25 protein-coding genes and 1 CRISPR repeat array are annotated in these 24605 nt (G+C 32.0%); of the genes, 10 read left to right on the forward strand and 15 right to left on the reverse strand.

From position 1 onward, the window contains the following. The first annotated feature begins 137 nt into the window (after window positions 1-137). Window positions 138-2465: a CRISPR direct-repeat array (repeat unit 30 nt; unit sequence GTTGAACCTTAACATGAGATGTATTTAAAT). 198 nt (window positions 2466-2663) lie between these two features. The 9 genes from AC4CVH_RS03625 to AC4CVH_RS03665 all read right to left on the reverse strand — a co-directional run bounded on the left by AC4CVH_RS03625 (window position 2664) and on the right by AC4CVH_RS03665 (window position 12240). Beyond that, window positions 2664-4100 (reverse strand): histidine kinase dimerization/phospho-acceptor domain-containing protein, encoded by a 1437-nt coding sequence (locus AC4CVH_RS03625; RefSeq protein WP_490786668.1) that lies wholly within the window; start codon window positions 4098-4100, stop codon window positions 2664-2666. Further along, window positions 4090-4779 (reverse strand): response regulator transcription factor, encoded by a 690-nt coding sequence (locus AC4CVH_RS03630; RefSeq protein WP_490786374.1) that lies wholly within the window; start codon window positions 4777-4779, stop codon window positions 4090-4092. Before AC4CVH_RS03630 ends, AC4CVH_RS03625 begins: the two co-directional genes overlap by 11 nt. A 28-nt stretch (window positions 4780-4807) precedes the next feature. After that, entirely contained in the window at window positions 4808-5968 is a 1161-nt protein-coding gene (locus AC4CVH_RS03635) for a DUF2705 family protein (RefSeq protein WP_490786375.1), read from the reverse strand. After that, window positions 5961-6887: an ABC transporter ATP-binding protein gene (locus AC4CVH_RS03640; RefSeq protein ID WP_490786376.1), complete on the reverse strand. Its 927-nt coding sequence runs from the start codon at window positions 6885-6887 to the stop codon at window positions 5961-5963. The genes AC4CVH_RS03635 and AC4CVH_RS03640 overlap by 8 nt, the downstream gene beginning before the upstream one ends. Window positions 6888-7005: 118 nt before the next feature. Continuing rightward, window positions 7006-7554, reverse strand: a complete 549-nt coding sequence (locus tag AC4CVH_RS03645; RefSeq protein ID WP_490786377.1) for a biotin transporter BioY — start codon at window positions 7552-7554, stop codon at window positions 7006-7008. A 143-nt stretch (window positions 7555-7697) separates the two neighbouring features. Beyond that, a complete protein-coding gene (locus tag AC4CVH_RS03650) occupies window positions 7698-10757 on the reverse strand; it encodes an insulinase family protein (protein ID WP_490786378.1) in 3060 nt (1019 codons plus the stop codon). Window positions 10758-10944: 187 nt separating this feature from the next. Next, on the reverse strand, window positions 10945-11148 hold the full coding sequence (locus AC4CVH_RS03655) for a DUF1657 domain-containing protein (protein WP_490786379.1): 204 nt from the start codon (window positions 11146-11148) through the stop codon (window positions 10945-10947). Window positions 11149-11162: 14 nt separating this feature from the next. Next, on the reverse strand, window positions 11163-12023 hold the full coding sequence (locus AC4CVH_RS03660) for a DUF421 domain-containing protein (protein WP_490786380.1): 861 nt from the start codon (window positions 12021-12023) through the stop codon (window positions 11163-11165). A gap of 10 nt (window positions 12024-12033) precedes the next feature. Continuing rightward, entirely contained in the window at window positions 12034-12240 is a 207-nt protein-coding gene (locus tag AC4CVH_RS03665; protein ID WP_490786381.1) for a DUF1657 domain-containing protein, read from the reverse strand. Window positions 12241-12490: 250 nt separating this feature from the next. On the opposite strand from AC4CVH_RS03665, the gene AC4CVH_RS03670 reads away from it, so the two are divergent. The 4 genes from AC4CVH_RS03670 (at window position 12491) to AC4CVH_RS03685 (ending at window position 15882) form a co-directional block, all read left to right on the forward strand. Then, entirely contained in the window at window positions 12491-13159 is a 669-nt protein-coding gene (locus tag AC4CVH_RS03670) for a CAP domain-containing protein (protein ID WP_490786382.1), read from the forward strand. Window positions 13160-13358: 199 nt separating this feature from the next. Continuing rightward, window positions 13359-14825, forward strand: a complete 1467-nt coding sequence (locus AC4CVH_RS03675; protein ID WP_490786383.1) for an MBOAT family O-acyltransferase — start codon at window positions 13359-13361, stop codon at window positions 14823-14825. A 185-nt stretch (window positions 14826-15010) separates the two neighbouring features. Next, the gene (locus AC4CVH_RS03680; protein WP_490786384.1) at window positions 15011-15433 is read left to right on the forward strand and encodes a hypothetical protein; all 423 of its coding nucleotides are present in this window, start codon (window positions 15011-15013) and stop codon (window positions 15431-15433) included. A gap of 101 nt (window positions 15434-15534) precedes the next feature. Beyond that, window positions 15535-15882: a hypothetical protein gene (locus tag AC4CVH_RS03685; protein ID WP_490786385.1), complete on the forward strand. Its 348-nt coding sequence runs from the start codon at window positions 15535-15537 to the stop codon at window positions 15880-15882. A 79-nt stretch (window positions 15883-15961) separates the two neighbouring features. Here AC4CVH_RS03685 and AC4CVH_RS03690 read toward each other — a convergent pair whose 3' ends face one another. The 3 genes from AC4CVH_RS03690 to AC4CVH_RS03700 are packed head-to-tail and all read right to left on the reverse strand — an operon-like array spanning window position 15962 to window position 19230. After that, the gene (locus AC4CVH_RS03690; protein WP_490786386.1) at window positions 15962-17266 is read right to left on the reverse strand and encodes an ABC transporter permease; all 1305 of its coding nucleotides are present in this window, start codon (window positions 17264-17266) and stop codon (window positions 15962-15964) included. Between the two features lie 14 nt (window positions 17267-17280). Next, complete coding sequence (locus AC4CVH_RS03695) at window positions 17281-18564, reverse strand: ABC transporter permease (RefSeq protein ID WP_490786387.1); 1284 nt, start codon at window positions 18562-18564, stop codon at window positions 17281-17283. Between the two features lie 3 nt (window positions 18565-18567). After that, window positions 18568-19230 carry an ABC transporter ATP-binding protein gene (locus AC4CVH_RS03700; RefSeq protein ID WP_490786388.1) on the reverse strand — a complete coding sequence of 221 codons (663 nt, stop codon included), beginning with the start codon at window positions 19228-19230 and terminating at the stop codon, window positions 18568-18570. 136 nt (window positions 19231-19366) lie between these two features. On the opposite strand from AC4CVH_RS03700, the gene AC4CVH_RS03705 reads away from it, so the two are divergent. Beyond that, window positions 19367-20023, forward strand: coding sequence for a CatA-like O-acetyltransferase (locus AC4CVH_RS03705; RefSeq protein WP_490786389.1), 657 nt, complete (start codon window positions 19367-19369; stop codon window positions 20021-20023). 69 nt (window positions 20024-20092) lie between these two features. On the opposite strand, the gene dhaM is transcribed toward AC4CVH_RS03705, so the two are convergent. Genes dhaM through dhaK form a run of 3 tightly spaced genes read right to left on the reverse strand, consistent with a single transcriptional unit; the run spans window position 20093 to window position 22140 of the window. Further along, window positions 20093-20482, reverse strand: coding sequence for a dihydroxyacetone kinase phosphoryl donor subunit DhaM (gene dhaM, locus AC4CVH_RS03710; RefSeq protein ID WP_490786390.1), 390 nt, complete (start codon window positions 20480-20482; stop codon window positions 20093-20095). A 23-nt stretch (window positions 20483-20505) separates the two neighbouring features. Further along, window positions 20506-21132, reverse strand: a complete 627-nt coding sequence (gene dhaL / locus AC4CVH_RS03715) for a dihydroxyacetone kinase subunit DhaL (protein ID WP_490786391.1) — start codon at window positions 21130-21132, stop codon at window positions 20506-20508. A 12-nt stretch (window positions 21133-21144) separates the two neighbouring features. After that, window positions 21145-22140: a dihydroxyacetone kinase subunit DhaK gene (dhaK, locus tag AC4CVH_RS03720; RefSeq protein WP_490786392.1), complete on the reverse strand. Its 996-nt coding sequence runs from the start codon at window positions 22138-22140 to the stop codon at window positions 21145-21147. A gap of 188 nt (window positions 22141-22328) precedes the next feature. Here dhaK and AC4CVH_RS03725 point away from each other — a divergent pair, with 188 nt between their 5' ends. Genes AC4CVH_RS03725 through AC4CVH_RS03745 form a run of 5 tightly spaced genes read left to right on the forward strand, consistent with a single transcriptional unit; the run spans window position 22329 to window position 24596 of the window. Continuing rightward, complete coding sequence (locus tag AC4CVH_RS03725) at window positions 22329-22688, forward strand: DUF2089 domain-containing protein (protein ID WP_490786393.1); 360 nt, start codon at window positions 22329-22331, stop codon at window positions 22686-22688. Between the two features lie 24 nt (window positions 22689-22712). After that, the gene (locus AC4CVH_RS03730; RefSeq protein WP_490786394.1) at window positions 22713-23096 is read left to right on the forward strand and encodes an SHOCT-like domain-containing protein; all 384 of its coding nucleotides are present in this window, start codon (window positions 22713-22715) and stop codon (window positions 23094-23096) included. A gap of 9 nt (window positions 23097-23105) precedes the next feature. Beyond that, a complete protein-coding gene (locus tag AC4CVH_RS03735; protein ID WP_490786395.1) occupies window positions 23106-23357 on the forward strand; it encodes a hypothetical protein in 252 nt (83 codons plus the stop codon). Between the two features lie 11 nt (window positions 23358-23368). Beyond that, window positions 23369-24190, forward strand: coding sequence for an MFS transporter (locus AC4CVH_RS03740; protein WP_490786396.1), 822 nt, complete (start codon window positions 23369-23371; stop codon window positions 24188-24190). After that, a complete protein-coding gene (locus AC4CVH_RS03745) occupies window positions 24162-24596 on the forward strand; it encodes an MFS transporter (protein ID WP_490786397.1) in 435 nt (144 codons plus the stop codon). Before AC4CVH_RS03740 ends, AC4CVH_RS03745 begins: the two co-directional genes overlap by 29 nt. Window positions 24597-24605 lie beyond the last annotated feature (9 nt).

Raw genomic sequence — 24605 nt, forward strand, 5'->3', positions numbered from 1 at the left:
TATATTTCAATGGTTTGTGGTGAATTTTTGCGTTATTCTATCAAAAATAAAAAACGGTTGGAAAAGTTTCAACTAAATCCTTTATTTATGCGCTCTACAGGTATATAATAAAAATAAAGAATGGCTATTTTACACAGGTTGAACCTTAACATGAGATGTATTTAAATCCTGAAGAGGTAGGCAAAGAAAATATTGAAGATAATGGTTGAACCTTAACATGAGATGTATTTAAATTTGGCATCTACTAATTCAAGTTGATTTTTAATCCGTTGAACCTTAACATGAGATGTATTTAAATAATATTCCACTTAATTTTCCAGTAGGAAGTGAAGGTTGAACCTTAACATGAGATGTATTTAAATGCAATTTTATTCCATACAACTATAGGTATAAAATGTTGAACCTTAACATGAGATGTATTTAAATTAAGCTGCATAGCCTCAGCTATACTATTCCAGTCCAAGTTGAACCTTAACATGAGATGTATTTAAATATCTGGAAGTGTTGGTGGGGCTATGCCACGATATTTGTTGAACCTTAACATGAGATGTATTTAAATATAGGCAAGGGTATGTAAAATGCCCCTTCCATAATGTTGAACCTTAACATGAGATGTATTTAAATTTTATAAACTTCTGTATAAAATTACAGCGCACCTTGTTGAACCTTAACATGAGATGTATTTAAATAGGCAATGCTTATATATTGAAGGATGTACAGACTTAGTTGAACCTTAACATGAGATGTATTTAAATATGCATTTCAAATTAACAAGGCAACAGGATGTGAAGGTTGAACCTTAACATGAGATGTATTTAAATATATTTAGACTAACTATTATTAAATTTATATTGCTTGTTGAACCTTAACATGAGATGTATTTAAATAAAACGAAGAATACAAAGATATATGGATAGAAGTAAAGTTGAACCTTAACATGAGATGTATTTAAATGAATTTGAGTTACAGCAAAACAAAGGTGGAATATACAGTTGAACCTTAACATGAGATGTATTTAAATTAAGTAAAAATAAAAAAAAGTATAAAGTCCAAAAAATGTTGAACCTTAACATGAGATGTATTTAAATGTCTTATCTGACTAATAGCGGCGGAGCTGTAAATTAGTTGAACCTTAACATGAGATGTATTTAAATTAAGTACTTGTTTTTATTCCACTAGGTAGAATTAGTTGAACCTTAACATGAGATGTATTTAAATTAAATATGAGGTGTGATATAGTAAAAAATAAATAATGTTGAACCTTAACATGAGATGTATTTAAATGTCAATTGGAGTATTTCATCTCCTTGGACTACTCGTTGAACCTTAACATGAGATGTATTTAAATATGAGTATAAGCAATATTTAAGGCTTAAAGAAAAGTAGTTGAACCTTAACATGAGATGTATTTAAATGAAAAAAGAAATGATGCTGCAAGGTGTATTACTTCCGTTGAACCTTAACATGAGATGTATTTAAATTATAGTATCCTTGCTTTATCTCTGCCGTTGTAAAGTTGAACCTTAACATGAGATGTATTTAAATTCAATAGCTTTTTTTCTTTTTAAAACATTTAACACTTGTTGAACCTTAACATGAGATGTATTTAAATTATTCCTTATTTTCTATCATAACCTTGTGTACATCGTTGAACCTTAACATGAGATGTATTTAAATGCCATTGGCACTAAAGCTTACAGATGCACAATTCCTGTTGAACCTTAACATGAGATGTATTTAAATGTTCATCTACCAGCGCATTGAAATTTTTTTCATTATGTTGAACCTTAACATGAGATGTATTTAAATAGTACGTTTGGAGCTATAATAGTGGATTGTCAAGGGTTGAACCTTAACATGAGATGTATTTAAATAATGTAATTGGAAATGTGATGGTAGGTTGCCAAGGAGTTGAACCTTAACATGAGATGTATTTAAATATGGATAAAGATAACCACGGATATGTTTGATGATGAGTTGAACCTTAACATGAGATGTATTTAAATTATCAGTTAGTGGTATAAGGTTATCTATCTCTAGTCGTTGAACCTTAACATGAGATGTATTTAAATTCGAAATCACTTGATTTAAAATATATCCTTTCATCTGTTGAACCTTAACATGAGATGTATTTAAATTACCGAAACAGGAGAAAAATTATTAATAGTGAAATTGTTGAACCTTAACATGAGATGTATTTAAATAGTAAACTTCTTATTTTGTCTAAATCACCCCGGACAGTTGAACCTTAACATGAGATGTATTTAAATTAACTTCTATGAGTTATGATAATATGATAGTCGAGTTGAACCTTAACATGAGATGTATTTAAATTTGCGTAGCACCACATGGGCGTCTGTTCTTGCGCATGTTGAACCTTAACATGAGATGTATTTAAATGAAATATAGAACCAACTATTAATTTATGTAAAAAAGTTGAACCTTAACATGAGATGTATTTAAATTATCTCTCTTACGTTTTAGTGCTACAGATATAGAGTTGAACCTTAACATGAGATGTACACCTTAATTCTGGGTTTGGGCTTTGCCCATTAAGTTCTTAACCTCGCAAAACAATCCTTAATGATTTAATATTTTTACAAAAGAGCACTGAACATGACTTACAACGTCCATGTCCAGTGCTCTTTGATTCATATAAACTTTCATTTATTCTGCTCACAGGAAGGATGGTATATCTTGAACACTAACCTGTTATCCTCAATACACGCTTTTACAAATCCTCCATGAATACGAGCTATATTTTTAACAATAGCTAATCCCAAACCACTACCATCTTTCTGTCGTGACGAATCCTTTTTATATAATCTTTCAAAAAAATTTTTCAAATCGTCTCGTTCTATATATTCATCTGTAATATTTGAAACCCAAAATACTGCATAAATTTTATTTTTGAAAGTTTCTTCGAAAACACCGAATCGAACGATGGTATTCTTCCTAGAATACTTGATTGCATTGCTTAAAATATTTCCTATTTCCCGTAAAAGCAGCTGTGGATCTGCATGAATATAAATAGACATCTCTGACAACTTAACCTCAAGCTTTAATTTATTTTGTATAAATTCGTTTTCCTCTTCCGAAGCTTCCTGACGAATGAATTCATTTGCCTCGAGTTTTTGTTTTTCAACAGATACATCACCAGAATACAGCTTTGAATAATCGAAAAAATCATCCAACATGTTTCTCAGATAATTCCCCTTTTTATCTATAATACTTATGTAACTTCCAAGCTGTTCTTTGGAATCATACCTGTTATTTTTAATCATGTTTATATACCCAATGATAGTAGTCAATGGTGTCCTCAAGTCATGTGATATATTTGTTAGAAATTGATTTCTGTTTTTTTCCTCATTTTCAATCTTGGATGCCATATAATTTACATCTCCCGCAAGCTCACCTAATTCATTTTTATACTTTAAGCGAATACGGCTTTTTAAATCCCCTTCTGCAATATTCCTAATTGATGACCTTATCTCTGATATATATGCTATTCGCTTCCATATAAGCATGAAGAAAACAATTGAAAAAATTATCACCATCATTATTCCTAAAATATTTCCATCATCCAATTTTCCATAACCTATATATATATAATACAAATAATAACTATTCTTTAAATACGCACACCTGGTGATTTTAAACAGGCTGTCTCTGCCTGTATTTAGAAATTTAAAACTTTTTTTGCCATCTGAAATTTCACGAGCATCCACTTTTTTAATTTCTTCATTGTTTGCAGCTATCACACTGCCATCTTTTTTTACTACGAAAATATAACACAGCATATTAAATTGTTTATCCATATACTTTTTCAGTTTATTCGAATCGTCAATATTCATATTTTTCAAGTCATTCTCAACTCTAGAAACTATATCTTTATGTACATACATTTCAGCATTTTTGTAACTGTTTAAAACTGAACCAAGAATATATTCCTTTAAAAAAACTACAATTACGAATGATATAAGCACAGAAATAATGGCAAAAAAGAGCAGTTCACTTCTAAGCTTGAATATTTTTTTTGACTTTGTCACTAGAATAATAGAAAATATCATTATTCCGACAAATCCAAATTCAAATATCACTTTCAACTTTATATCCAACTCCCCAAATAGTTTTTATATATCTGCTTCTTTTTACGGTATCACCAATCTTTTCTCTTAAATTTTTAACATGCATGGTTACAGTATTATCATTCTCCATAAATGTATCTTTCCACAGCATTTCATAAAGCATTTTAGTCGAGTATACCCTTCCTTTATTCGATGCTAGAGTATATAAAATTTCATATTCCTTTGGAGTCGGCATTATTTCCGTATTTTGTTTTTTTACTGTATGCTCCAAGGTATTGATTTCCACATCCTTGACTCTTAGTATACAGTATTGATCAAGTCTTCCTTCCTTACTTCTCCTCAGCACAGCCCTGATTCTCAGAGAAAGTTCCGTAAAATCAAAGGGCTTTACCATGTAATCATCGCACCCACTTATAAATCCCTTTATCTTGTCCATTTGCTGACCCTTTGCAGTAAGAAGTATTACAGGTATTTTCGAAAACTTTCTAAGCCTCTCAAGCATAGTATATCCATCCATTTCTGGCATCATTACATCCAAAAGCACCAGTGAAACAGGGCTTGACCTTGCAATATCAAGCCCATTTTCTCCATTGCATGCAGATTGAACAACGTAACCATCCCTGCTAAAATAGCTTACAAGCATTTCCCTTATATCACTGTCGTCATCTATTATCAATATGTTTTCTTTCATAAATCATCACCCATTTTTAATTATATCATTAATCAAAATCTCTCTTCTCAAAAGTACGAACACTAAAATAGGCCATTGCCAGTATCCATCCAATACATACGCTCAATACAAAGAGCACGTTTATACTGCTTTGAAGTTGATTTGATATATCTCCAGTCAAAGTTCCAACACTATCAATCATATATGGCACAGGTAAAAATTTTACGAACATTCCATACTTTGCTGATACAAGGTATCTTCCCATGAACCCCATTATATACCACACTGTTGTTCCCACAATTAAAATAAAACTGGAAATGGACGAAATAAGTAAATTTTTGCAAATGGTTGATATAAACAATAATATAGATACAATTGCAGCTGAAACAACTATTGCAATCAACACGAGATAGATAGTTGCCGTCCATAAAGGAAGTATTGTCCTGCTTCCACTTACGTATCTCATTTGCGACGTTATTGAAGTTAATGGAAGCGACTTATCCATTATATATTTTGCACCTACGTCAAAAGGCAGCCTGTAATCTGAAAATCCCAAATGCACTCCAGCTTCTAATAAAAAAATTGCTGCACCTGTTATTATGATACTTGTGCTTAAAATTATTGAAGCGATAAATTTATATATTATAATTTTTTTTCTTGAAATTGGTTTTACAATTAAAGCTTTAATTGTATTAGGTGAATATTCTCCCGACACCACATCAGATAATAACATAATAGCTAAAACAATAAAAAATGGTATAAAACTAACGAAAATTTCCAAAGCTACATACATTCCTTTTGGTGTCAGTTCCTTTTTTTGTATTCCATATTTTTTCTCATACTTTAGTTGAAGTAGTCTATACTCATTTTTTAAATTTTTTTCTTTTTCCAGTTTTTTAATCTCATCATCTAATTTTGATCTGTCATAACTATTTATTTGATTTAGCTGTTCTTGCTTATCTTTTATTTCTTTCTCTGTCTCCATTATATCTCTTGAAAAATCTGCTCTTCTTATCTTGCTGTCAGCTTTATCCCTTCCAAGTTTTTGATTGTTAAGAAGGCCCTTATCGTTTTTAATTTGTACATATAGGGGTTTTGTCTTTGAAATAATTCTTAATCCAAACACCGCCATGATAATAATAAATACAGCAAGCAAGATTTTCTTTTTAATTATAATCCTTTTAATCTCCTGATAAAGATATCTACTCATTTTTATTATCCCCCATCATTTCCACAAACCTGTGTTCTAGGTCCGGTTTTATTTCAAAGAAACCTTCTACACTTATCTTAGCTTCATGCAGAATTTTCAGCAAATTAAAAATATCATCTGACTTATCAGTCATAGAAATCAAAATACCGTCTTTTTTGATCTTAATTATTTTTGCACAATTTAAATCTCTGACAATCTTTGATGACTTTTTGGGTGAATTAGTTTTTATAAACATGTTTTTTATATTATTATTGAATTTATCATCTATCTTTTGAATATTGATAATTTTTCCACTATCTATAAAAACAACCATCGTACATATATTTTCAATTTCGCTTAAAATATGGGATGATATAAAAACACTCACATTTTTTTCTTTAACTAAAGTATTTATGGTATTATTAAGATCTATAACACCTATTGGATCCAATCCATTTGTAGGTTCATCCAATATAAGAAGAGATATATTTCCCATAAGTGCCTGTGCTAGGCCAAGTCTTTGTTTCATACCCAAAGAATATTTCTTTACTTTTTCATCAATCTTATCACCAAGCTTAGAACATTGTATTGCTTTTTCTATTTCATCCTCTGTTATATTGTCTAATAGACTAGCCGTATAATTCAAATTCTGCCTTCCCGTCATGTATTCATACATTATCGGCGTTTCTACTACCGATCCAATGTTTCTCAATGCTTCCTCTCTTTCTGTCCTTAAGTCTTTACCACAAACAATAATTTTTCCCTCATCCGGAGACAACATGCTTGTTATAACTTTAATCAAAGTTGTCTTTCCTGCACCATTTTTACCTACGAGACCAAAGATCTCACCTCTTAATATCGAAAAACTGACATTATCCAAAACTTGCTTAGTTCCACGCCTTTTTGAAATATTCTTTATTTCTAAAATCTTGTCATCCATTCAAACACCCTCTTCATATCCGTTTAATACTCATTATAGAATTTAAAAATATAATAAATATCAAACAGATATAAAGATTTTATAAAGATTTTTATTTACATAAATAACATACTAACCTTTACTTAAAACTCAGGTTGGCTCTAACTAATTTTTTTCGAATCTTAGGACCTATAAATGCAGCTACCGCCATTTTTAAAATATCTTCTGCTACAAAAGGAACCACCCCTACATAAATTGCAGATTTTATGGATATGTGCGCTTCATAGGATAGCCATAAGCTGCCTAACATATAACATGCTGCAGTTCCTACGATCATTCCAAATAGACAAAGATACCACTTTTCCGTATATTTATCTATAAAAAATCCAGCAATAAGCGCCATGAATATAAATCCAACAATATATCCGCCAGTAGGCCCAACTAACTTTGACAGTCCTCCTGTAAAACTGGAAAATACAGGTAATCCAACGGCACCTATGATTATGTATACTATACAGCTTATAGCTCCTCTTTTTGAACCAAGAACATAAAGTGCAAAATATATCACAAGATTTGTACAGGAAATTGGGACAGGCCCTATTGGAATTGCCAAAGGCCCAATAACACATATTATTGCAGTCATAACTCCAATAGATGCCATATTATACACATTTAATTTTTTTTTCATATTATAACCCCTCCATATCGAATAGATTATATCCCAGTCTATTGTTATTGTCAACTGTAATCAATTAATTAGTTGACAATAATAATTATAAAAAATATAGAGCTCCTTTATCGAACCTCCATATAACTTAAATCTTATCTGAATTAGCCTTTAGAATCTATAATATATTTGAAAAGCGCTTTATTTTGCCGGATTTTATCCCTTGAACCTTCAACAAAATATATGTTCTGTTTTAAAATTTTATCTAAAACAATGCCATAATTTCTTATATCCTCTGGCGTTGTTGAAAGTGCTTCTTTTTGATATTTCAAAAGATCATTTGAAGAAGAATTAGTAAAATAAAGTGTATCGCAAAGAGAACTCTCCACAAGAGGCCCTGATGTTTTCAAATTTACAAAACTCCTTACGGTTCCTATAATATAGTCATTCATCTCGCTGCTTTCAGCATTAAAATTTTTGAGATACTCAGAAATACCCTTGAAGGCTTGAAGAGTTTCTTTTATATTTGGATCGCTTATAGACTGAAATACAACCATTCCGTTAGGTGAAAATGATGACGCTGTACCGTATGCACCTCCATCGGTTCTAACTTTGCCCCAAAGATATCCCATATTGATAATATTTTCGAGCACCATCATTTTCCCACTGTAATTGTACCCATATTTTCTAAAGTCTCCTCCTTGCATTACAGTTTGAACCTTCACTGGAGAAGAAAAAGCTATATTTTTATCAGTATTTTTAAAGTTGTAGCTGCATTTATTTTGTTTACCATAAGGAATTTTTGAAATTTTGCTAAAAACTTCTTTTTTTAAAATATCTTGAGAATGCACATCTCCACTGCAACTTAACAGAAGATTATTTTTTGTAAATACAAGTTCTGATACGTCCCTTAAATTTCTCTGTATTTCTTCCCATCTTGAATCAAAGTTGTCCTCCAAAGTTCTTAAAAATTCATAATACGGAATGCCAGATATATCTTCCATATACTTACCACTCTGGCCCATATATGAATTCAATCCAATAAATGCAGCCACTCCAGAACCTGATGAAAGCATATACTCAAGTTGTTCTTTATCTTTTGCTATTATTTTCTTTATTCTACTCTTCTCATTAAACGTACTCTTATTAATAATGCTCAGTACTAAATCCATACTTTTTGATATATTCTCATCCGGCACAAGCAATGAACCCATAATTTTAGGCGAATAGCTGTTCAGATTGTCTTTATCCGGTATTACACAGGACGTAAACAAAATTTTTCCACCAGTATACCGGTTCATATTCTCTGAAAGAGTCTTAAAATCATATTTATCCGTTCTAACACTGCCAAGAATTGATGAAAGAAGTGTCAAGTATTTAATTTTATCCTGTGGAACTGACGATGTATCAAAATAGAACTTTACATGTGATAACCGATTCATATCAGTTTTGTGAAACAACATTTTTATTCCTGAAATATTTTCAATATTCCACTTCAAATTCGGAAGTTCCGCCTTCACATCTTCAAGTGATAATCTTGGAAGTTTATCAAGTTCTTCCTTTGAATCCTTTTTGTTCTGCCACGCCTTAAAATACTGTGTATCTTTAACAAGTTTATTCAAATCATCCTCATCTATCTTTTCTTTATAAATTTTAAGTTGTCTTTTAGTATCTTGAATATCTTTTTCCTCCAATCCACATTTGGGCATCATTATAACCATGGAATGATATTCATTTGATGCAAGACATTTATTCAGAATACTTTTTAAATACATGTTTTTCGATTCCACACCCATGTTTTGCATTTTGCTTCCCAACTCAAAGTACATCGTAGGATCCTTTCCATATATCCATGTTGAAAGGGCAGCCTGTGACATTACAAGTCCTCTGCCTCCAATAGCTGGAAGTGAAAGTGCAGATGTCCTGTTTTTTATGTCATATGACTTCAAGGTCGTTTCGAGAAAGTTCTTCTCAAATCCTTTTTCGGATAAATGTTTTAATGTATCAAATGTAATTTTTTTAAAAGACTCCTTTGAATTAATTGAAGAATTGTTCAAGATTATCGAAAACACCGGCTGAATTCCCTCAAATTTAAAACTGTATCCCACATCTCCCACAATTTTCTTATCCTTTAATTCTTTTTTTAAAGGTGAATTCTCAGAACCCATAAGAAGATATCCAATAAGTTCAAGTGCTTCATTTTCATCTTTGTCCCATGCATTTCCTGTAACGAAATTCAGTGAAAAACACACGCCATCTTTTCCTGAATCTTTAGCTGAAGGATAATAAACTTTCTTATCAGGTATGTTCTTCATATCTTTCTCTATCAGAACAGGTTCAGAATTGTGTGTTTTTTTTAATTTTCCAAGATAGTTTGTATCAATAAATTCAAGGTATTTTCCAATATTCAATTTACCATATATATATATATAACTGTTTGAAGGATTGTAATTTTTCCGGTATACTTCAACAAGTCTTTCCTGTGTGAGCTTAGGTATTTGATCCGGATTGCCCCCTGAATCCCATTTATACGGCGTATTTGGAAAAAGCGACTGGCTTACAGCCCTGCTTAGAATCCATCCAGGGTTAGAATAGTTTCCTTTCATTTCATTGTAAACAACGCCATTTATTGAAAGATCTTCCTCTTTGGAAGGTAACTCATATCTCCATCCTTCCTGTTTGAATATATTCGGATTTTCAATCACTTTTGGGTTGAAAACTGCATCAAGATACACTTTTACCAAATTTTTAAGATCTGCTTCATTTGTACTTGCCACCGGAAATGTTGTGTAGTCATTTCCAGTCATTGCATTTATAAAAGTTCCGAGAGATCTCTTCACCATTTCCTTAAAAGGTGATCTCATGGGATATTTTTTTGAACCGTCAAGCAGAGAATGTTCAATTATATGATTAACCCCAGTATCATCTTCTGCCAATGTTTTAAAACTTATATCAAACACTCTTTGTGTATCGTTGTTTTTTACATACATAAGTTTTGCACCTGTTTTAAGATGTTCAAACTGCATTACTGTTGATTTAATACCCTGCATATTTTTTTTAGATACAAGCTTGAATCCGTGATGAACGCTTCCTGCAGTATAAACTTCAGGTAAATTCACAGATGCCGCATAAACAGTTTTGTAATCAATTCCAACAGTCTGTGAAGATAAAAGTATTAAAACAGATAATATTATACCAACAGCTCTTTTAAAAATATTCTTCATTTAACATCTCCCCCCTTCATACTGGATTTTTTAATTTTTATAATATTTCTATAGTAGTTTTTCTCCGCAAAGCTTTTTTATACTTTATTATTCAAGACCTTTACCTGGTAATATTTCACACAAATAAACAGGCAGTTGTTTCATATATAAGATTAGAAACAACTGCCTATTGTAATGAGAAAAATTACTATTGTCTATATTGTGGCTCCTGATCCTGAATATATTTGAGCCTTCCATTTAGTACATTTAAAGCATCCTCAAAAGTTTTGGATAATTTCTGAAAATCCTGTTTTGCAGTTTGATCCTCTGTCTCAAGTGCAAAAGTTTTCATGGTAGCTGCTGCTGTTTGAACGCCAGCTATAGCCTGCTGCATCTGGGTTCCAACTGTCATATTATCACCTCCCTTCAATTTAATAAATATGCTTCCAACTTATTCATAACCCTTTTTATCGTATTTGCATTGTTTGAATACATTTTCTTTGCATCTATATTTTCTGTTTCCAGAGAATACGAAAAAAGATCTGCATATGCTTTTGATATATTTGCATATAAAAGTTCTTTGACTTTTGGCTCCTTGACTTCCACAGAATCATCAAAAGTGTCAATAAACAAATCACCTGAAGAATCAACTTGAGCTATAAATACATTTTGCATGGAAACACCTGATTTTGAAAGTTCGGCATTCAACCACTGCCGGTTAAGTCCTCTCCGCGCGAGAGCTCCATCCAATATATTCCCATCCATTATTACAGTTTCAGGTTCACATATAGGTGCTTTATCTATTTTAAGATCTCTTGGAGTAACTGACTTTTTATCAGATTTTAAAAGTAAATTTACATCACCATTGGATTCCATAACTGCAAATTGAACATCTGAAAGATTAAATACCCCCTTGGATCGCAATACCTCCAAGAAATCTTCTCCTGTATAAAAAACCTTTCCTAGATTTTTTTCCATAACTTTTCCGTCTTTTATAAGTACAGTCTGTTTTCCCGTTAAAAAATCATGTATCCACTTGACTTTAAGTGAAAAATAGTTAAGAGATACAAACATCGCCATCCATATTAAAATTACTGCTGCAGCAAAAACTACATTTTGTATAATTCCAAATAAAAATAAAACCATTACAGTGGAAATCAATATATAACTTACTATCTTAAAAGGTATAATTCTAGACATTCTGCCTTTTTCAATAATTTTTGCTGCAAATAAAGATATAAAGAATAAAATAACAGTCTTTAAAATCAGTACGCCTAAATCAACCATACAATCTCTCCTATTTTTGTTTGTATTGAGGTTCTTCAAGTTCTATTTTTTTCAATCTTTTCTCTATATTCTTTGATACTTTTTCTACAGTTTCAAAAGCTTCCTTGAACACTCTTGATTCTTCCTTGCTGCTGCTTTTTAAAGAGTAAACATTAAGTGTATTTTCAATACCTTTCAAATCCGCCAATGTTTGCTTAACCCTTGAACCTACTGTCATAAATAATCACCTCTTAAATATCACCTAAAATATTATTTGCAAAAAACATTAAATTATTATTAGTAAATTCAACTTTATATGAAAATATAGAACTATTTTTCCATAACTTTCTGAAAATTTTTTAAAATGTTTTTACTCAGTTCATGCTTTTGAGATACTTTGTTCATATATCTCTTTTATACTTTAAAATAAGTTTTTCAATCTTAATAATTGGAAAACAAAAATTCAAGTATCTTAGGGGGATCAATTAATGAACAAAAAACTGAAAACTATATCAACTGCACTGATTACCGCAGTTGCACTAACCGCAGTTACTCCTACCTTTGCAAGTGCAGCCGAACTAAACTGCAGTAAAAACGGGACTACTGATTCAAAGAAGATTATAATAAATTACTCAAATACCTGTGAAAACACAGCACAGTACACTAAAAACAGCAATGGACAAGCTCCTGAAAACAAAACACCAACGACGACAAAAACTACAGACAACAAGAAAACAAATGATACCAACAATACTTCAAACAACACAAATTCAGAAGCATCCCAGGTTATAAAACTTGTAAATGATGAAAGAAGTAAAAATGGACTTTCTCCATTAAAAGAAAATAAAGAACTTTCAAAAGTTGCCAATATAAAAGCGCAGGATATGATTGACAAAAACTATTTTGATCATGTTTCACCTACATATGGTACTCCATTTGATATGATGAAAAAATTTGGTATAAATTATACTTTTGCAGGGGAAAACATAGCTTATGGTCAAAAAACTCCTTCGGAAGTAATGAATTCTTGGATGAATTCAGAAGGTCATAGAGCAAATATACTAAATTCAAATTATACAGAGATTGGAATAGGTATCGCACGAAATAACGATGGTACTCCATACTGGGTTCAGATGTTTATAAATCCAGGTAAATAACTTCAATTAAGAGGCTAGAGAGGCTAGGATATTTTTTACCCTAGCCTCTTTCTTTATACATCTTTTCAAATTGGAATTTACAATTGACAATATTGTCACCTGTTTGACACATTAATGCTGTATATTTGACACTATTGAAATTAATTACACATTAATATATCAAATACTTGGTTTTATATAAAAAGGGGTGCTTTTTAATTTGTCTTTCAATTCAGTGCAATTTTTATTTTTCTTTCCTATCGTGACTATTTTTTATTTTATAGTACCACATAGATACAGATGGATATGGCTTCTTGCATCAAGCTATTTCTTTTACATGAGCTACAACCCCAAATATGCAGTTTTGCTTATTACATGTACCTTGATTACTTACACAGGTGGAATTCTGATATCAAAATCCAGAAAGACACAAACTAAAAAATTATTCGTATTTTTGAGCATATCAATAAATATCGGAATTCTATTCATGTTCAAATATTATAACTTTTTCGACCAAATTTTCAAAAAAATTTTTTTAATCTTTGGAATAAGCTTAAATATACCTTCTTTCGATTTTCTGCTACCTGTAGGAATCTCCTTCTATACTTTTCAATCCATAAGTTACATAGTGGATGTGTATAGAGCTGATGTTGAAGTCCAAAAAAATTTTGGAAAATACGCCCTTTTCATATCGTTTTTTCCTCAGATTTTATCCGGCCCCATTCAAAAATCAAAGAATTTCATGCACCAGTTTGATGAAAAACACTATTTTGACTACAATAGAGTGAAAAACGGCCTTCTCCTCATGCTTTGGGGATATTTTCAAAAAATGATGGCCGCAGACAGATTAGGCGATTTTGTGAATACAGTGTACAACCATCCTTCCAATTATAAAGGGTTCGAAATTGTGATAGCAACAATTATGTTTGCCTTCCAATTGTATTTTGATTTTTCATCCTACTCAGATATAGCATTAGGTGCAAGTGAGGTTATGGGATTCAAACTATCTAAAAACTTTGAAAGGCCTTACTTTGCAAAATCAATAAGCGAATTCTGGCGAAGATGGCATATGTCTTTAACAAGCTGGCTTACTGATTATGTATATTTTCCTCTTGGAGGAAGTCGATACGGCAAAATTAAATCTTATAGAAATATACTGATTGTATTCCTTGTAAGCGGGATATGGCATGGCGTTGGTACAACTTTTATAATATGGGGACTTCTCCATGGCATCTACAGCATTTTTGAAAAAGCTCTAAAACCTAAGTTGGCGGAAATCACAGAAAAACTTCGTATTAATACAAATTCCTTTAACTACAGGCTTGTACAAATTGTTGTAAATTTTGTCCTTGTTGATTTTGCATGGCTTTTTTTCAGGGCAAACTGTCTCAAGGATTCAGCAATACTTATAAAAAATTCATTTTATTTCAATCCCGAAATTTTTACAAACGGCTCCATATATAATCTGGGACTTGATCAGATAAATTTTTTCATTGCCCTGGCTTCTTCTATTTTTATTTTATGTGTAAATTTTATTCAACGTAAATACAATATAAGAGATAAACTTTCAAAACAAAATATAAATATGAGATGGTCCCTTTATGTAGCTTCGGTGATAATCATACTTGTATTTGGCATATACGGTGATGAATACAATGTTCAGAAGTTCATTTATTCTCAATTTTAGGAGGAATACTCGTGATAAAAAAGGCATTTTTTAAATTTCTATTTTTTTCAATTATTTTAGTTGTACTAATAAATATTATAACTCCAATACTAATACTAAAAACAAATCACCGTGGTAAATTAATAGAAGGTTTATACAATCACACAGGAAACTCCTACGACGTAGTATTAATGGGTGGAAGTCATATGAACAGCGGTATTGACCCAAACATTCTCTGGAAATCATACGGTATAACAAGTTTCAACTATGCAACTGGAGGGCAATCCATAGATGTAACCTATTATATGCTTAAAGAAGTTCTAAAAAACCATAAAGTTAAAATTGCAGTAGTCGATGCCTATTATCTTGCAAGAAGTGCAAAATACGGGACTAAACAATACATAAGCAATGCTCTTGACAACATGAAATTTTCATTAAACAAGCTTGACGCGATTAACAACTGTGTTCCTTTGAAAGACAGGTTTAGTTATTTATTTCCAATTTTAAAATATCACTATAGATGGAATGAAATTACAAAGAGGGATTTCACTTATAAAAGCAATGAAGAATACTATCAAAAGGATTTGATGCTGGTACCAAAGTCTACGGAAAAAGCGACTCAACATTAAATCAAACATCCTCTACTGTTTCAAGAAGCACAAAGCTTCCTGAAAAATCATATATCTATTTAAAAAAAATCATAGATCTTTGTAATAAAAACGGTGTCAAATTGATTTTATTCAATACACCATTTGATTATAATTCAGATTCTGCTTCAGACGAATGGGTTCATGACCAGGCCCCACTTTTCAATACTGTTTCAAAAATTGCGCATAACAATAATATACCTTTTATAAACTACAACGACAAAATAAAGCAAATAGGGTTCGATTTTAAAAACGAAATGTATAATTCCGGTCATTTAAATATCAAAGGTTCAATAAAAGTAAGTACCGACTTCTCAAAATACCTGAATCAAAATTATAATCTTAAAGATCATAGAGGTGATCCTTCCTATAAGAACTGGTACTCCGAATACAAACGCTCTCAAACAGCAAAATATCTTTCTTCAAATTGACTTGTTTTGATACATAGATTAAAACAGACACTCTATTTTAATTTTAGAAAATAGGGTGTCTGTTTTAAATTTAATATTTTCATTCACATCTTAAAGATTCAACAGGATCAAGCTTTGCTGCCTTTCGAGCAGGTAAAAATGCTGATATTACAGATACGGCAATTGTGAACAATACTGCGAATACAACAACTGAAACTCTTATATCTATTATTTTCATACCAGATTCTATTTCAGCTATATTGTACATTACAACTACCTTGTTTATTATAAGCTCCAAAATTATAGAAATTACAGCTCCAAAAATTCCACCTATAAATCCAATACTACCGGACTCAACGGTAAAAATTCTCCTTATGTCTTTCTTGGATGCCCCTTCAGCTTTCATTATGCCTATTGATTTTTTCTTTTCATAAACAGACATTGTCATAGTATTTATAACTCCTATTGATGCTACAAGAAGAACTATAACCCCTGCTGCCATAAAAATTGCCTTCAATATTTCAAGCATATTATCCATTTGTTTTGCATATTGAATTTGTGAGTCTTGGGAATACCCCATTTTCTTTATTGAATTTGACACATTTTCAATAGAAGAAATTGAATCAGCTTCTACTTCCACACCGTCATAACCCTTTTTTGAAATATATCCACTGTCATTCATATAATACTCCTGTATCTTGGCAGCCGTGGCATCGGATACAATTATATCATTTTTCCCATTTCTATAAACCTTGTTTACAATTCCACTTATCTTTACATTTATAGCAAGAGGTTGTTTTTGCTCAATTCCAGCTACATTTGGAAGTGAAATTATTATCTTCATGTTTTTGCCTATGATACCTGCATAGTCTTTTATTTTCATCTTTTCAAGAAGTCTTTCATTTACAAGAACTGAAGCACTTTCATCCCTGTAAATTGTATTTCCTTCGATTATAGGTTTGTACCCATATTTTTTTGACTTTTTCTTGTCTGACTTTACATCGCTTTGTTCTGCATCTGTAAAAATAGAGTAATCAAGATTGTTACCCTGCACATTTACTTCCTCTGCAGATTTATCTCCTATTTCAACTTTTCCTGCTGAAGTATTTATGAATGCAGTAATCATTGATACATCCTTTGCTTTACTCAGTGTGTCTAGTGTTGATGAATCTATTTTTTTAAATTTTTGATTTTTGGAATTAGTTTTAGGACTGACTTTTATTATTTTCATGCTGTCAAATTGTCTCATTTTGTCATAACTTATCTTTTGAATTCCCTGCCCAAATCCCGCCATAAATATTATTAGCATTGTGCCAATCGATATTCCAAGTGCTGTAAGTATTGTACGCAATCTTCTTTTTTTCAAGTCACTGAAAGACATATGCAAACAGTCTGAAATTTTCATTTTAATATCTCCTCCTACGAATTCAATGCTTTTATCGGATCCATCTTCGAAGCTTTTCGTGATGGATATATACCAGCAATTATGGAAATTCCAATTGAAAATGCAAGTGTTCCGATTGCAAGTGAAAATGGCATGTTAAAAACTATTGTCTCATCTATCTTTTGATTTTCCATATACATTTTAAGTCCAAATTGAATTATTTTTAAATTGGCCATACTGAAAATTATTCCCATTATTCCACCCATAAAGCCTATGAGAGCTGATTGAACTATAAATATGCTATGTATATCCCTTCTATTAGCACCTACAGATTTCATAATTCCTATGGATTTTGTTCTTTCATATATCACCATGACCATCGTATTTACAATTCCAAAGCTTGCAACTATAAGAACAATAATTCCAAGTATGGAAAGTGCAACTTCCACTATCTTGAAGGAACTTTTTATCTTTTCAACTATTTGCTGATAACTTGAATAATAATAATCCATTTTCTTTATACTTTTGTTTATAGATTCTACGTAGTTTATATCCTTGGCCTGAATTTCCACATAATCATATCCATGGGCTTTCAAATAATTATTTTGAAGATAATAATAATCGTCTACTTTTGACACAATATCAATAGATGCCCACATTGAATTCCCATATCCAAGCTTTTCATTAATTATTCCTACTACCTTTGCATTTATCTTAATAGGTTTAAGATTTATATTCTTATTTTGGGTCTGGTTCTGGGTAATAGTAATATTTTTACCGACAATACTTTTACAATCTTTTATTCCAAGAGACTTCAAATACTTTTCTCCCAGGACAACTGAATTTTTGTCAGAAGCATTTAAATTTCTTCCCGAAATCAAAGTTTTTACACCTTTTTTTTCATTATATACTACTTTGTTGTCCTTTGAAGCCGTTAATAAAATTGAGTCTTTTTTTGTCTTTCCATTCACAATTACATTGTCTACACTTTGTCCAGAAAATGCAGTAGCCTTCTCAACACCATATATGCCGCTTAATTTTTTCACTGTATTATCATCAATCTTTTTTATCATGTCATTGTCTATATCGTCTGAATCCGTACTTTCGTCATCAAAATACTTATAGTTGTAAACTTCAGTTGTTTTAAGCTGTGAAATTTCAACCTCACTTAAAATAAGTTTCTCACCCGATATTCCTATACTTACCATGGTTACAACAAGCATTGTTCCTATTGCAACTGCAAGTGCAGTAAGAAAAGTCCTTCCTTTCCTTCTTTTGAGACCTTGACATGCTAATTTGAATCCATCTCCAAATCTCATTTTCTACACCTCCACAGAGCCATCTTTTATTTTAATAATCCTTTTAGCTTTTTTTGCTTCTTCCATATTGTGGGTAACCATAATTATAGTATATCCCTTATTATTCAAATCAATTAGGAGATTCATTATCATATCTCCATTTTTCGAATCCAGGTTTCCTGTAGGCTCATCTGCAAAAATTATCTTTGGTTGGTTTACAAGTGCCCTTGCAATACTTACTCTCTGTCTTTGTCCACCTGACATTTCATTTGGTTTATGCTTTAACTTGTCACCAAGTCCAACCATTTCAAGTGCTGTTGATGCCTTTATCCTTCTTTCCCGTTTTGAAATTCCTCCAAATATAAGAGGCATCATTACATTTTCAAGTGCAGTCTGGGTATTTTCAAGGTTAAAAGACTGAAATACAAATCCTATAGTCTGGTTTCTGTATTTGGACATATCCTTGTCTTTCAGTTTACTTATATCACCGCCATCTACAAATATACTTCCCGATGTCGGAGTATCAAGTCCTCCTACAAGATGCATGAGTGTAGACTTTCCCGATCCTGAAGGGCCTACTATGGCTACAAACTCACTATCTTCTATTTTTAAATTCACATCCCTGAGTGCCACCACATTTTCCTTGCCCATTGTATAAACTTTTGACACATTTTTAACTTCTATCATCTTAGTACCTCCATATACTTCTAGTGTGTTATGTATATAGTACACTAGAAGTATATGCTTGTCAATCGTTAAAATAAAATTATTTATCCATTAATGATATAATTATATATAACAAAATTGAATTGGAGGGGTGGTTATGACCTTTAATAAAATAAACATAGATACCTGGCCCAGGAGAGAACATTTCAAATATTATATGGAAAACATAAAATGCAAATACAACATGAATGCCGAAATAGACATTACACGTTTGTTGGAAATCTATAAAAAACATGGTCTCAAATTTTACCCGTGCTTCATATACGTGGTATCTATAGCAATAAGTAAAAACATTGAATTTAAAATGTCCTATAATGAAAAAGGTGAGCTTGGATACTTTGAGAATTTAAATCCAGTTTACACTATATTCCATGAAGATGATAAAACCTTTTCGGACATATGGACAGAATTTTCACCTGACTTCTCAAAATTTTATTCTTCAGTTATACATGATATGGACCACTATAAAAACACAAAGGGAATAAAAGCAAAACCGAATCAGCCTAAAAATTTTTACCCAATTTCTGCAGTACCCTGGATTAGCTTTACAGGATACAGCAATATATCTTTTGATGATTCAAAAACACTGTTTCCCATAGTAACCTTCGGCAAATACTTTAAAAGGCATAAAAAAACTCTCATTCCCTTTTCAATTCTTGTAAATCATGCAGCTGCAGATGGCTACCATACATCAAAACTCATAAATGATATACAGTACTATGCAGCACATCCTGAAAAATGGATTTCAACTTGATAAAATAAAAAATCTGCTCCAGCACGTCTTTTTATTCAAATGACTGCTGGAGCATTTATATTTCTTATTTTACACAGGCATTTTTCCAATGTTCATTTTACAGGTAGCCTGCTTTATATCATCCATATTCTTTCCAAGACTGCTGTAAACAGCTGCAGTTATGGCACCTTCTACAAAAGCACAATCCAGTATCTCCACTTTCTGAGAATCTTTTTTCATAAATTCTACCGCAATCTGTGCATTCATGTATGCACTTCCAAGGTCAAACAAAATTAACACACCATCATCAGAATATACCTTGTTTATTCCTTCAAGTATTTTATTTACATCCGTTCCAAGCCTTCCATCTTCCGTTCCTCCCGCCGCAGTTATTTTAGCACCTTCTGCCATTTGAAGCGAAAGTTCCTTCAATCCTTCCGCCACTTTTTCGCTATGAGATACAAGAACTATTCCTACCACGATCACACTCTCTCCCTATTTAATTATTTTAGAAATTCATATATTGTATTCAATATAACTGCTGTAGATGCCGCTCCCGGATCTCTGTGTCCTATGCTTCTGTCTCCAAGATAACTTGCTCTTCCTTTTGTTGCAGCTATTTTTTCTGTATGGGCTGCTCCTTCTTCGGCTGCATCTGCCGCAGCCCTCAATACTTCTACTGCCTCTACTCCCTTTTCTCCTGCCGATTTTGCAGCTTCATAAGCCGGTATCAGCGAGTCAAGCATTGTTTTTTCTCCAAGTTCTGCCTTTCCCCTCATTTTTATGCCATCTACGCAGGCCTTGAGTATGTTTATAAAATCATCTATATTCAAATTCTCTTTTCCAGATACAACGCCTGATGATTTCATAAACGCAGTACCATATAGTGCCCCCGAGGCACCTCCAACATGGGATACAAGAGCAATTCCTGTTTTTTTAAGTACATCCGCTGCATTTTTATTTTTTCCATTTTGTAGGGCTTTCTTGACATATTTAAAGCCCTTGCTCATATTTATTCCATGATCTCCATCTCCTATTTTAGCATCTAAATCTGTAAGATACTTCTTGTTTTCTTCTATTTTATCTGCAATAGATTCTATTATATTCTCTGTCTTTTCAGTAGTTATCATATAAATTCCCCCTCAAATTACTTTTAATGCCGGAGTATCAGCCCTGTAATCCAAAAGTCCTTCAAGTTCATCATCGAGTTTCAATACAGTAATTGAAAATCCGGCCATCTCCAGTGAAGTCATATACTCTCCAACAAAAGTCCTGTGAATTTGTATGCCGTTTTCATGCAATATCCTGTTTACCCTTCCATTTGCAATATAAAGTTCCATAAGCGGCGTGGAACCAAGTCCGTTTATCATTACTGAAACCTTGTCCTCTGCCTTTATATCAATATCATCAAGTACTTTTTCAAGAAGCACGTCTACAATTTCATCTGCACTCTTAATCTTTTCCCTGTGAGTTCCAGGTTCACCGTGTATTCCTATACCAACCTCAATTTCATCTTCTGCAAGTGTAAAATTGGGGTTTCCAACTGCAGGTACAACGCATGGACTAAGAGCCATTCCCATACTTCTGACATTTTTAACTACCTTCACGGCTATTCTCTTAACTTCTGTAAGTTCAAGCCCCTTCTCCGCTGCTGCACCTGCAATTTTATGCACAAAAACAGTACCTGCAATTCCTCTTCTGCCTGTTGTAAATGTACTGTTTTCAACTGCAACATCATCATTTGCAATTACATAATCTACCTTTATACCATCCATTTCCGCCATATCTTTAGCCATTTCAAAATTCATTACATCACCACTGTAGTTTTTTATTACAAGAAGAACTCCTCTTCCCCTGTCAACAGCTTTTATAGCCTCGTATATTTGATCCGGTGCAGGCGATGTAAAAACATCCCCTGGGACTGCAGCATCAAGCATTCCATACCCAACATATCCTCCATGTGCAGGTTCATGACCGCTTCCGCCACCACTTACAATAGCAACTTTTCTCTTGCTTAAATCTTTTCTTACAAGTACATTAAAATTATCAAGCTTTTTCAGATATTCCGGGTGAGCACAGCAAATTCCTTTAAGCATTTCTTCTACTACATTTTCCGGATTATTTATTATTTTTTTCATTTCCACTCCTCCTTGAATTTAAAATTTTTTCACTTGCCTTTATATAGAAAATATATTCTTAATATTATTAAGATATGTCTTTAATAATATTAACTTTATTCAATCGCAAAATGAATTTTTTTAATTTAGATATTGATTTTTTTAATAAAAGGTAGTATATTAATCTCATAAGGGAGGAGGATTTTATTTTGTCATATAAAACAGTAAGCAAATGTCCTGTTTGTTCTTCAAGACTTTTTATATCAAAACTTAAATGTAAAAAGTGCGGCACAATAATTGAGAATGACTTTGAAATGTCAAAGTTTGAATATCTGTCTCAAAACCAACTTAAGTTTATAGAAGTCTTCTTGAAAAACAGGGGCAATATAAAAGATGTTGAAAAGGAACTTGGTATATCATATCCAACAGTAAGATCAAAACTTGATGAAGTAATAAACGCTCTCGGGTACACTTCCGAGGAGCCAGCTAAAGACAAAGAAAAAATAATTTCAATGCTTGAAAATGGTAAAATATCTGCCGACCAGGCAATTGAAATGCTCAAAAAATAATAACATAAAAAGGAGATTTGTAAGATGGATAATGAAATTATGAAAATATTAAAAATGGTTGAAGAAGGTAAAATATCTTCAGATAAGGCGGAAGAACTTATATCGGCACTAAAAAACAACTCGTTGGAAGTCTATAATTCTAAAAACGAAGATTTGGATTACATAAACAAAATGTTGAAAATAAAGGTCATCTCTAAAGATGGAGATAATGTAAATGTAAAACTTCCTATAAAATTTATAAAAGCCGTACTTAAAACTGCAGGCAAAATTCCAATTCCAAACAATGTAAAAGGTATGGAAAATATAGATCTTAATGTAATTTCAGATGCAATCGGCAGTGAACTAACAGGAAATATAATTGATGTAACAAGTAAAGACGGCGATATAGTAAATATTTGTATTGAATAGGTGATATAAATGAGAATACATATTAAGACTGGTAAAATGAGGTTTATCGTACCACTTCCAAACTTCCTTTTAAAGTTTGGAATATCAATTATGAATACTCAAATTGTACAGAGACAAATTCCACCGGAAAGCAGGAAATATATAACTCCAGAAATTCTTATGAGTTTGTCAAACTGTATAGAACTTTTAAAAAAATATAAAGGTCTTGAAATTATAAACGTAAGTTCAAAAGATGGGACTTTTGTAAGAATAATTTTATAGGAGATAAAAGCATGAAACTTGGAAAAAATCTATCATTATATATGTTTGGAAGATTCATATCATATATAGGCACCGGCATACAGCAAATAGCAATGCCTCTGTATATACTGGACGTTACAAACTCTTCCATGGCAATGGGGATATTCTCTGCTATAAACATTGTGCCCAACATTATAACATTGCCTTTTGCAGGCATTCTCGGTGACAAAAAAAACAGAAAGAACATCATAATTGCATCCGACTTTTTAAGAGCGCTATTTATATTGTTTCTGTCATATCTTGCTATCTGCAGTACTTTAACTATTTACACCCTATTTTTAGTACAAGCCTTGGTGTCTGTAATGGACAGCATCTTCCTTGCATCATCTACAGCAATACTTCCAGAACTTATACCACCGGATAGTATTGAAGGTGCAACTTCCCTTAGAGCTTCTAGTGATGCAGTATCCATGATTATAGGTCCATGCATAGGCGGAATTTTATATGGAATATTCGGAATAAAGGCAATTTTCCTTTTAAACGGACTTTCCTTTATGATATCAGGTATATCATCATTTTTTATAAATTATAAAAACAACAGTATACTCGATTCCAAAATAACCATAAAATCTTTCTTTAAAGAATCAAATGAATCGATAAAATTCATTCGACAAAATTCCGCCCTGTCAAACTTATTCATATTTTTCATGATTACAAATTTAATTGTTGCACCCTTTATAGATGTGGTATTTCCATATATACTCAAAGGCTTTCTGGAATTTGATTTCACTTTTCACTGTAGGCATACTTTTCGGAAATATAGCCTTGAGTATATTTTTCAAAAAATTCAGTAATAAGTATCTCATACAGGGCTCTCTAATCCTCGAAACTGCTGCACTAATTATAACTGCAGTTTTTGTAAGTCCTTCTATGTCCTCATATACAAATGGCGCAAGCTTGAAATTGTTTTTGTTTCTCGGAATCTCAATACTTCTATGTGGATTATTTACCTCAGGAATAAATACACCTATAACTGTAAATTTTCAAAAGATGGTTCCCAATCAAATGCGCTCAAGATTTTTCGCAGTACTAGGAATTGCATGTCAGATATCCATCCCAGTAGGCTCGCTTTTCTATGGTTTTGTACTTGCACGTTTTTTCTACGAGTATGTACTTGCCTTTGCCCTTGCAATTTTTCTTGTGTCTGTAATAGTTTTTATTTTAAAAGCACCACCTGACGCATATGATTCAAGCATCTAATATTGCTTA

The organism is Clostridium pabulibutyricum (assembly GCF_058242705.1).

Coding starts and splice junctions, on each gene's coding strand:
- AC4CVH_RS03630 (WP_490786374.1), bottom strand. CDS start 4,779: ATGAAAGAAAACATATTGATAATAGATGACGACAGTGATATAAGGGAA.
- AC4CVH_RS03635 (WP_490786375.1), bottom strand. CDS start 5,968: ATGAGTAGATATCTTTATCAGGAGATTAAAAGGATTATAATTAAAAAG.
- AC4CVH_RS03640 (WP_490786376.1), bottom strand. CDS start 6,887: ATGGATGACAAGATTTTAGAAATAAAGAATATTTCAAAAAGGCGTGGA.
- AC4CVH_RS03645 (WP_490786377.1), bottom strand. CDS start 7,554: ATGAAAAAAAAATTAAATGTGTATAATATGGCATCTATTGGAGTTATG.
- AC4CVH_RS03650 (WP_490786378.1), bottom strand. CDS start 10,757: ATGAAGAATATTTTTAAAAGAGCTGTTGGTATAATATTATCTGTTTTA.
- AC4CVH_RS03655 (WP_490786379.1), bottom strand. CDS start 11,148: ATGACAGTTGGAACCCAGATGCAGCAGGCTATAGCTGGCGTTCAAACA.
- AC4CVH_RS03660 (WP_490786380.1), bottom strand. CDS start 12,023: ATGGTTGATTTAGGCGTACTGATTTTAAAGACTGTTATTTTATTCTTT.
- AC4CVH_RS03665 (WP_490786381.1), bottom strand. CDS start 12,240: ATGACAGTAGGTTCAAGGGTTAAGCAAACATTGGCGGATTTGAAAGGT.
- AC4CVH_RS03670 (WP_490786382.1), top strand. CDS start 12,491: ATGAACAAAAAACTGAAAACTATATCAACTGCACTGATTACCGCAGTT.
- AC4CVH_RS03680 (WP_490786384.1), top strand. CDS start 15,011: ATGAACAGCGGTATTGACCCAAACATTCTCTGGAAATCATACGGTATA.
- AC4CVH_RS03690 (WP_490786386.1), bottom strand. CDS start 17,266: ATGAAAATTTCAGACTGTTTGCATATGTCTTTCAGTGACTTGAAAAAA.
- AC4CVH_RS03695 (WP_490786387.1), bottom strand. CDS start 18,564: ATGAGATTTGGAGATGGATTCAAATTAGCATGTCAAGGTCTCAAAAGA.
- AC4CVH_RS03700 (WP_490786388.1), bottom strand. CDS start 19,230: ATGATAGAAGTTAAAAATGTGTCAAAAGTTTATACAATGGGCAAGGAA.
- AC4CVH_RS03705 (WP_490786389.1), top strand. CDS start 19,367: ATGACCTTTAATAAAATAAACATAGATACCTGGCCCAGGAGAGAACAT.
- dhaL (WP_490786391.1), bottom strand. CDS start 21,132: ATGATAACTACTGAAAAGACAGAGAATATAATAGAATCTATTGCAGAT.
- dhaK (WP_490786392.1), bottom strand. CDS start 22,140: ATGAAAAAAATAATAAATAATCCGGAAAATGTAGTAGAAGAAATGCTT.
- AC4CVH_RS03730 (WP_490786394.1), top strand. CDS start 22,713: ATGGATAATGAAATTATGAAAATATTAAAAATGGTTGAAGAAGGTAAA.
- AC4CVH_RS03735 (WP_490786395.1), top strand. CDS start 23,106: ATGAGAATACATATTAAGACTGGTAAAATGAGGTTTATCGTACCACTT.
- AC4CVH_RS03740 (WP_490786396.1), top strand. CDS start 23,369: ATGAAACTTGGAAAAAATCTATCATTATATATGTTTGGAAGATTCATA.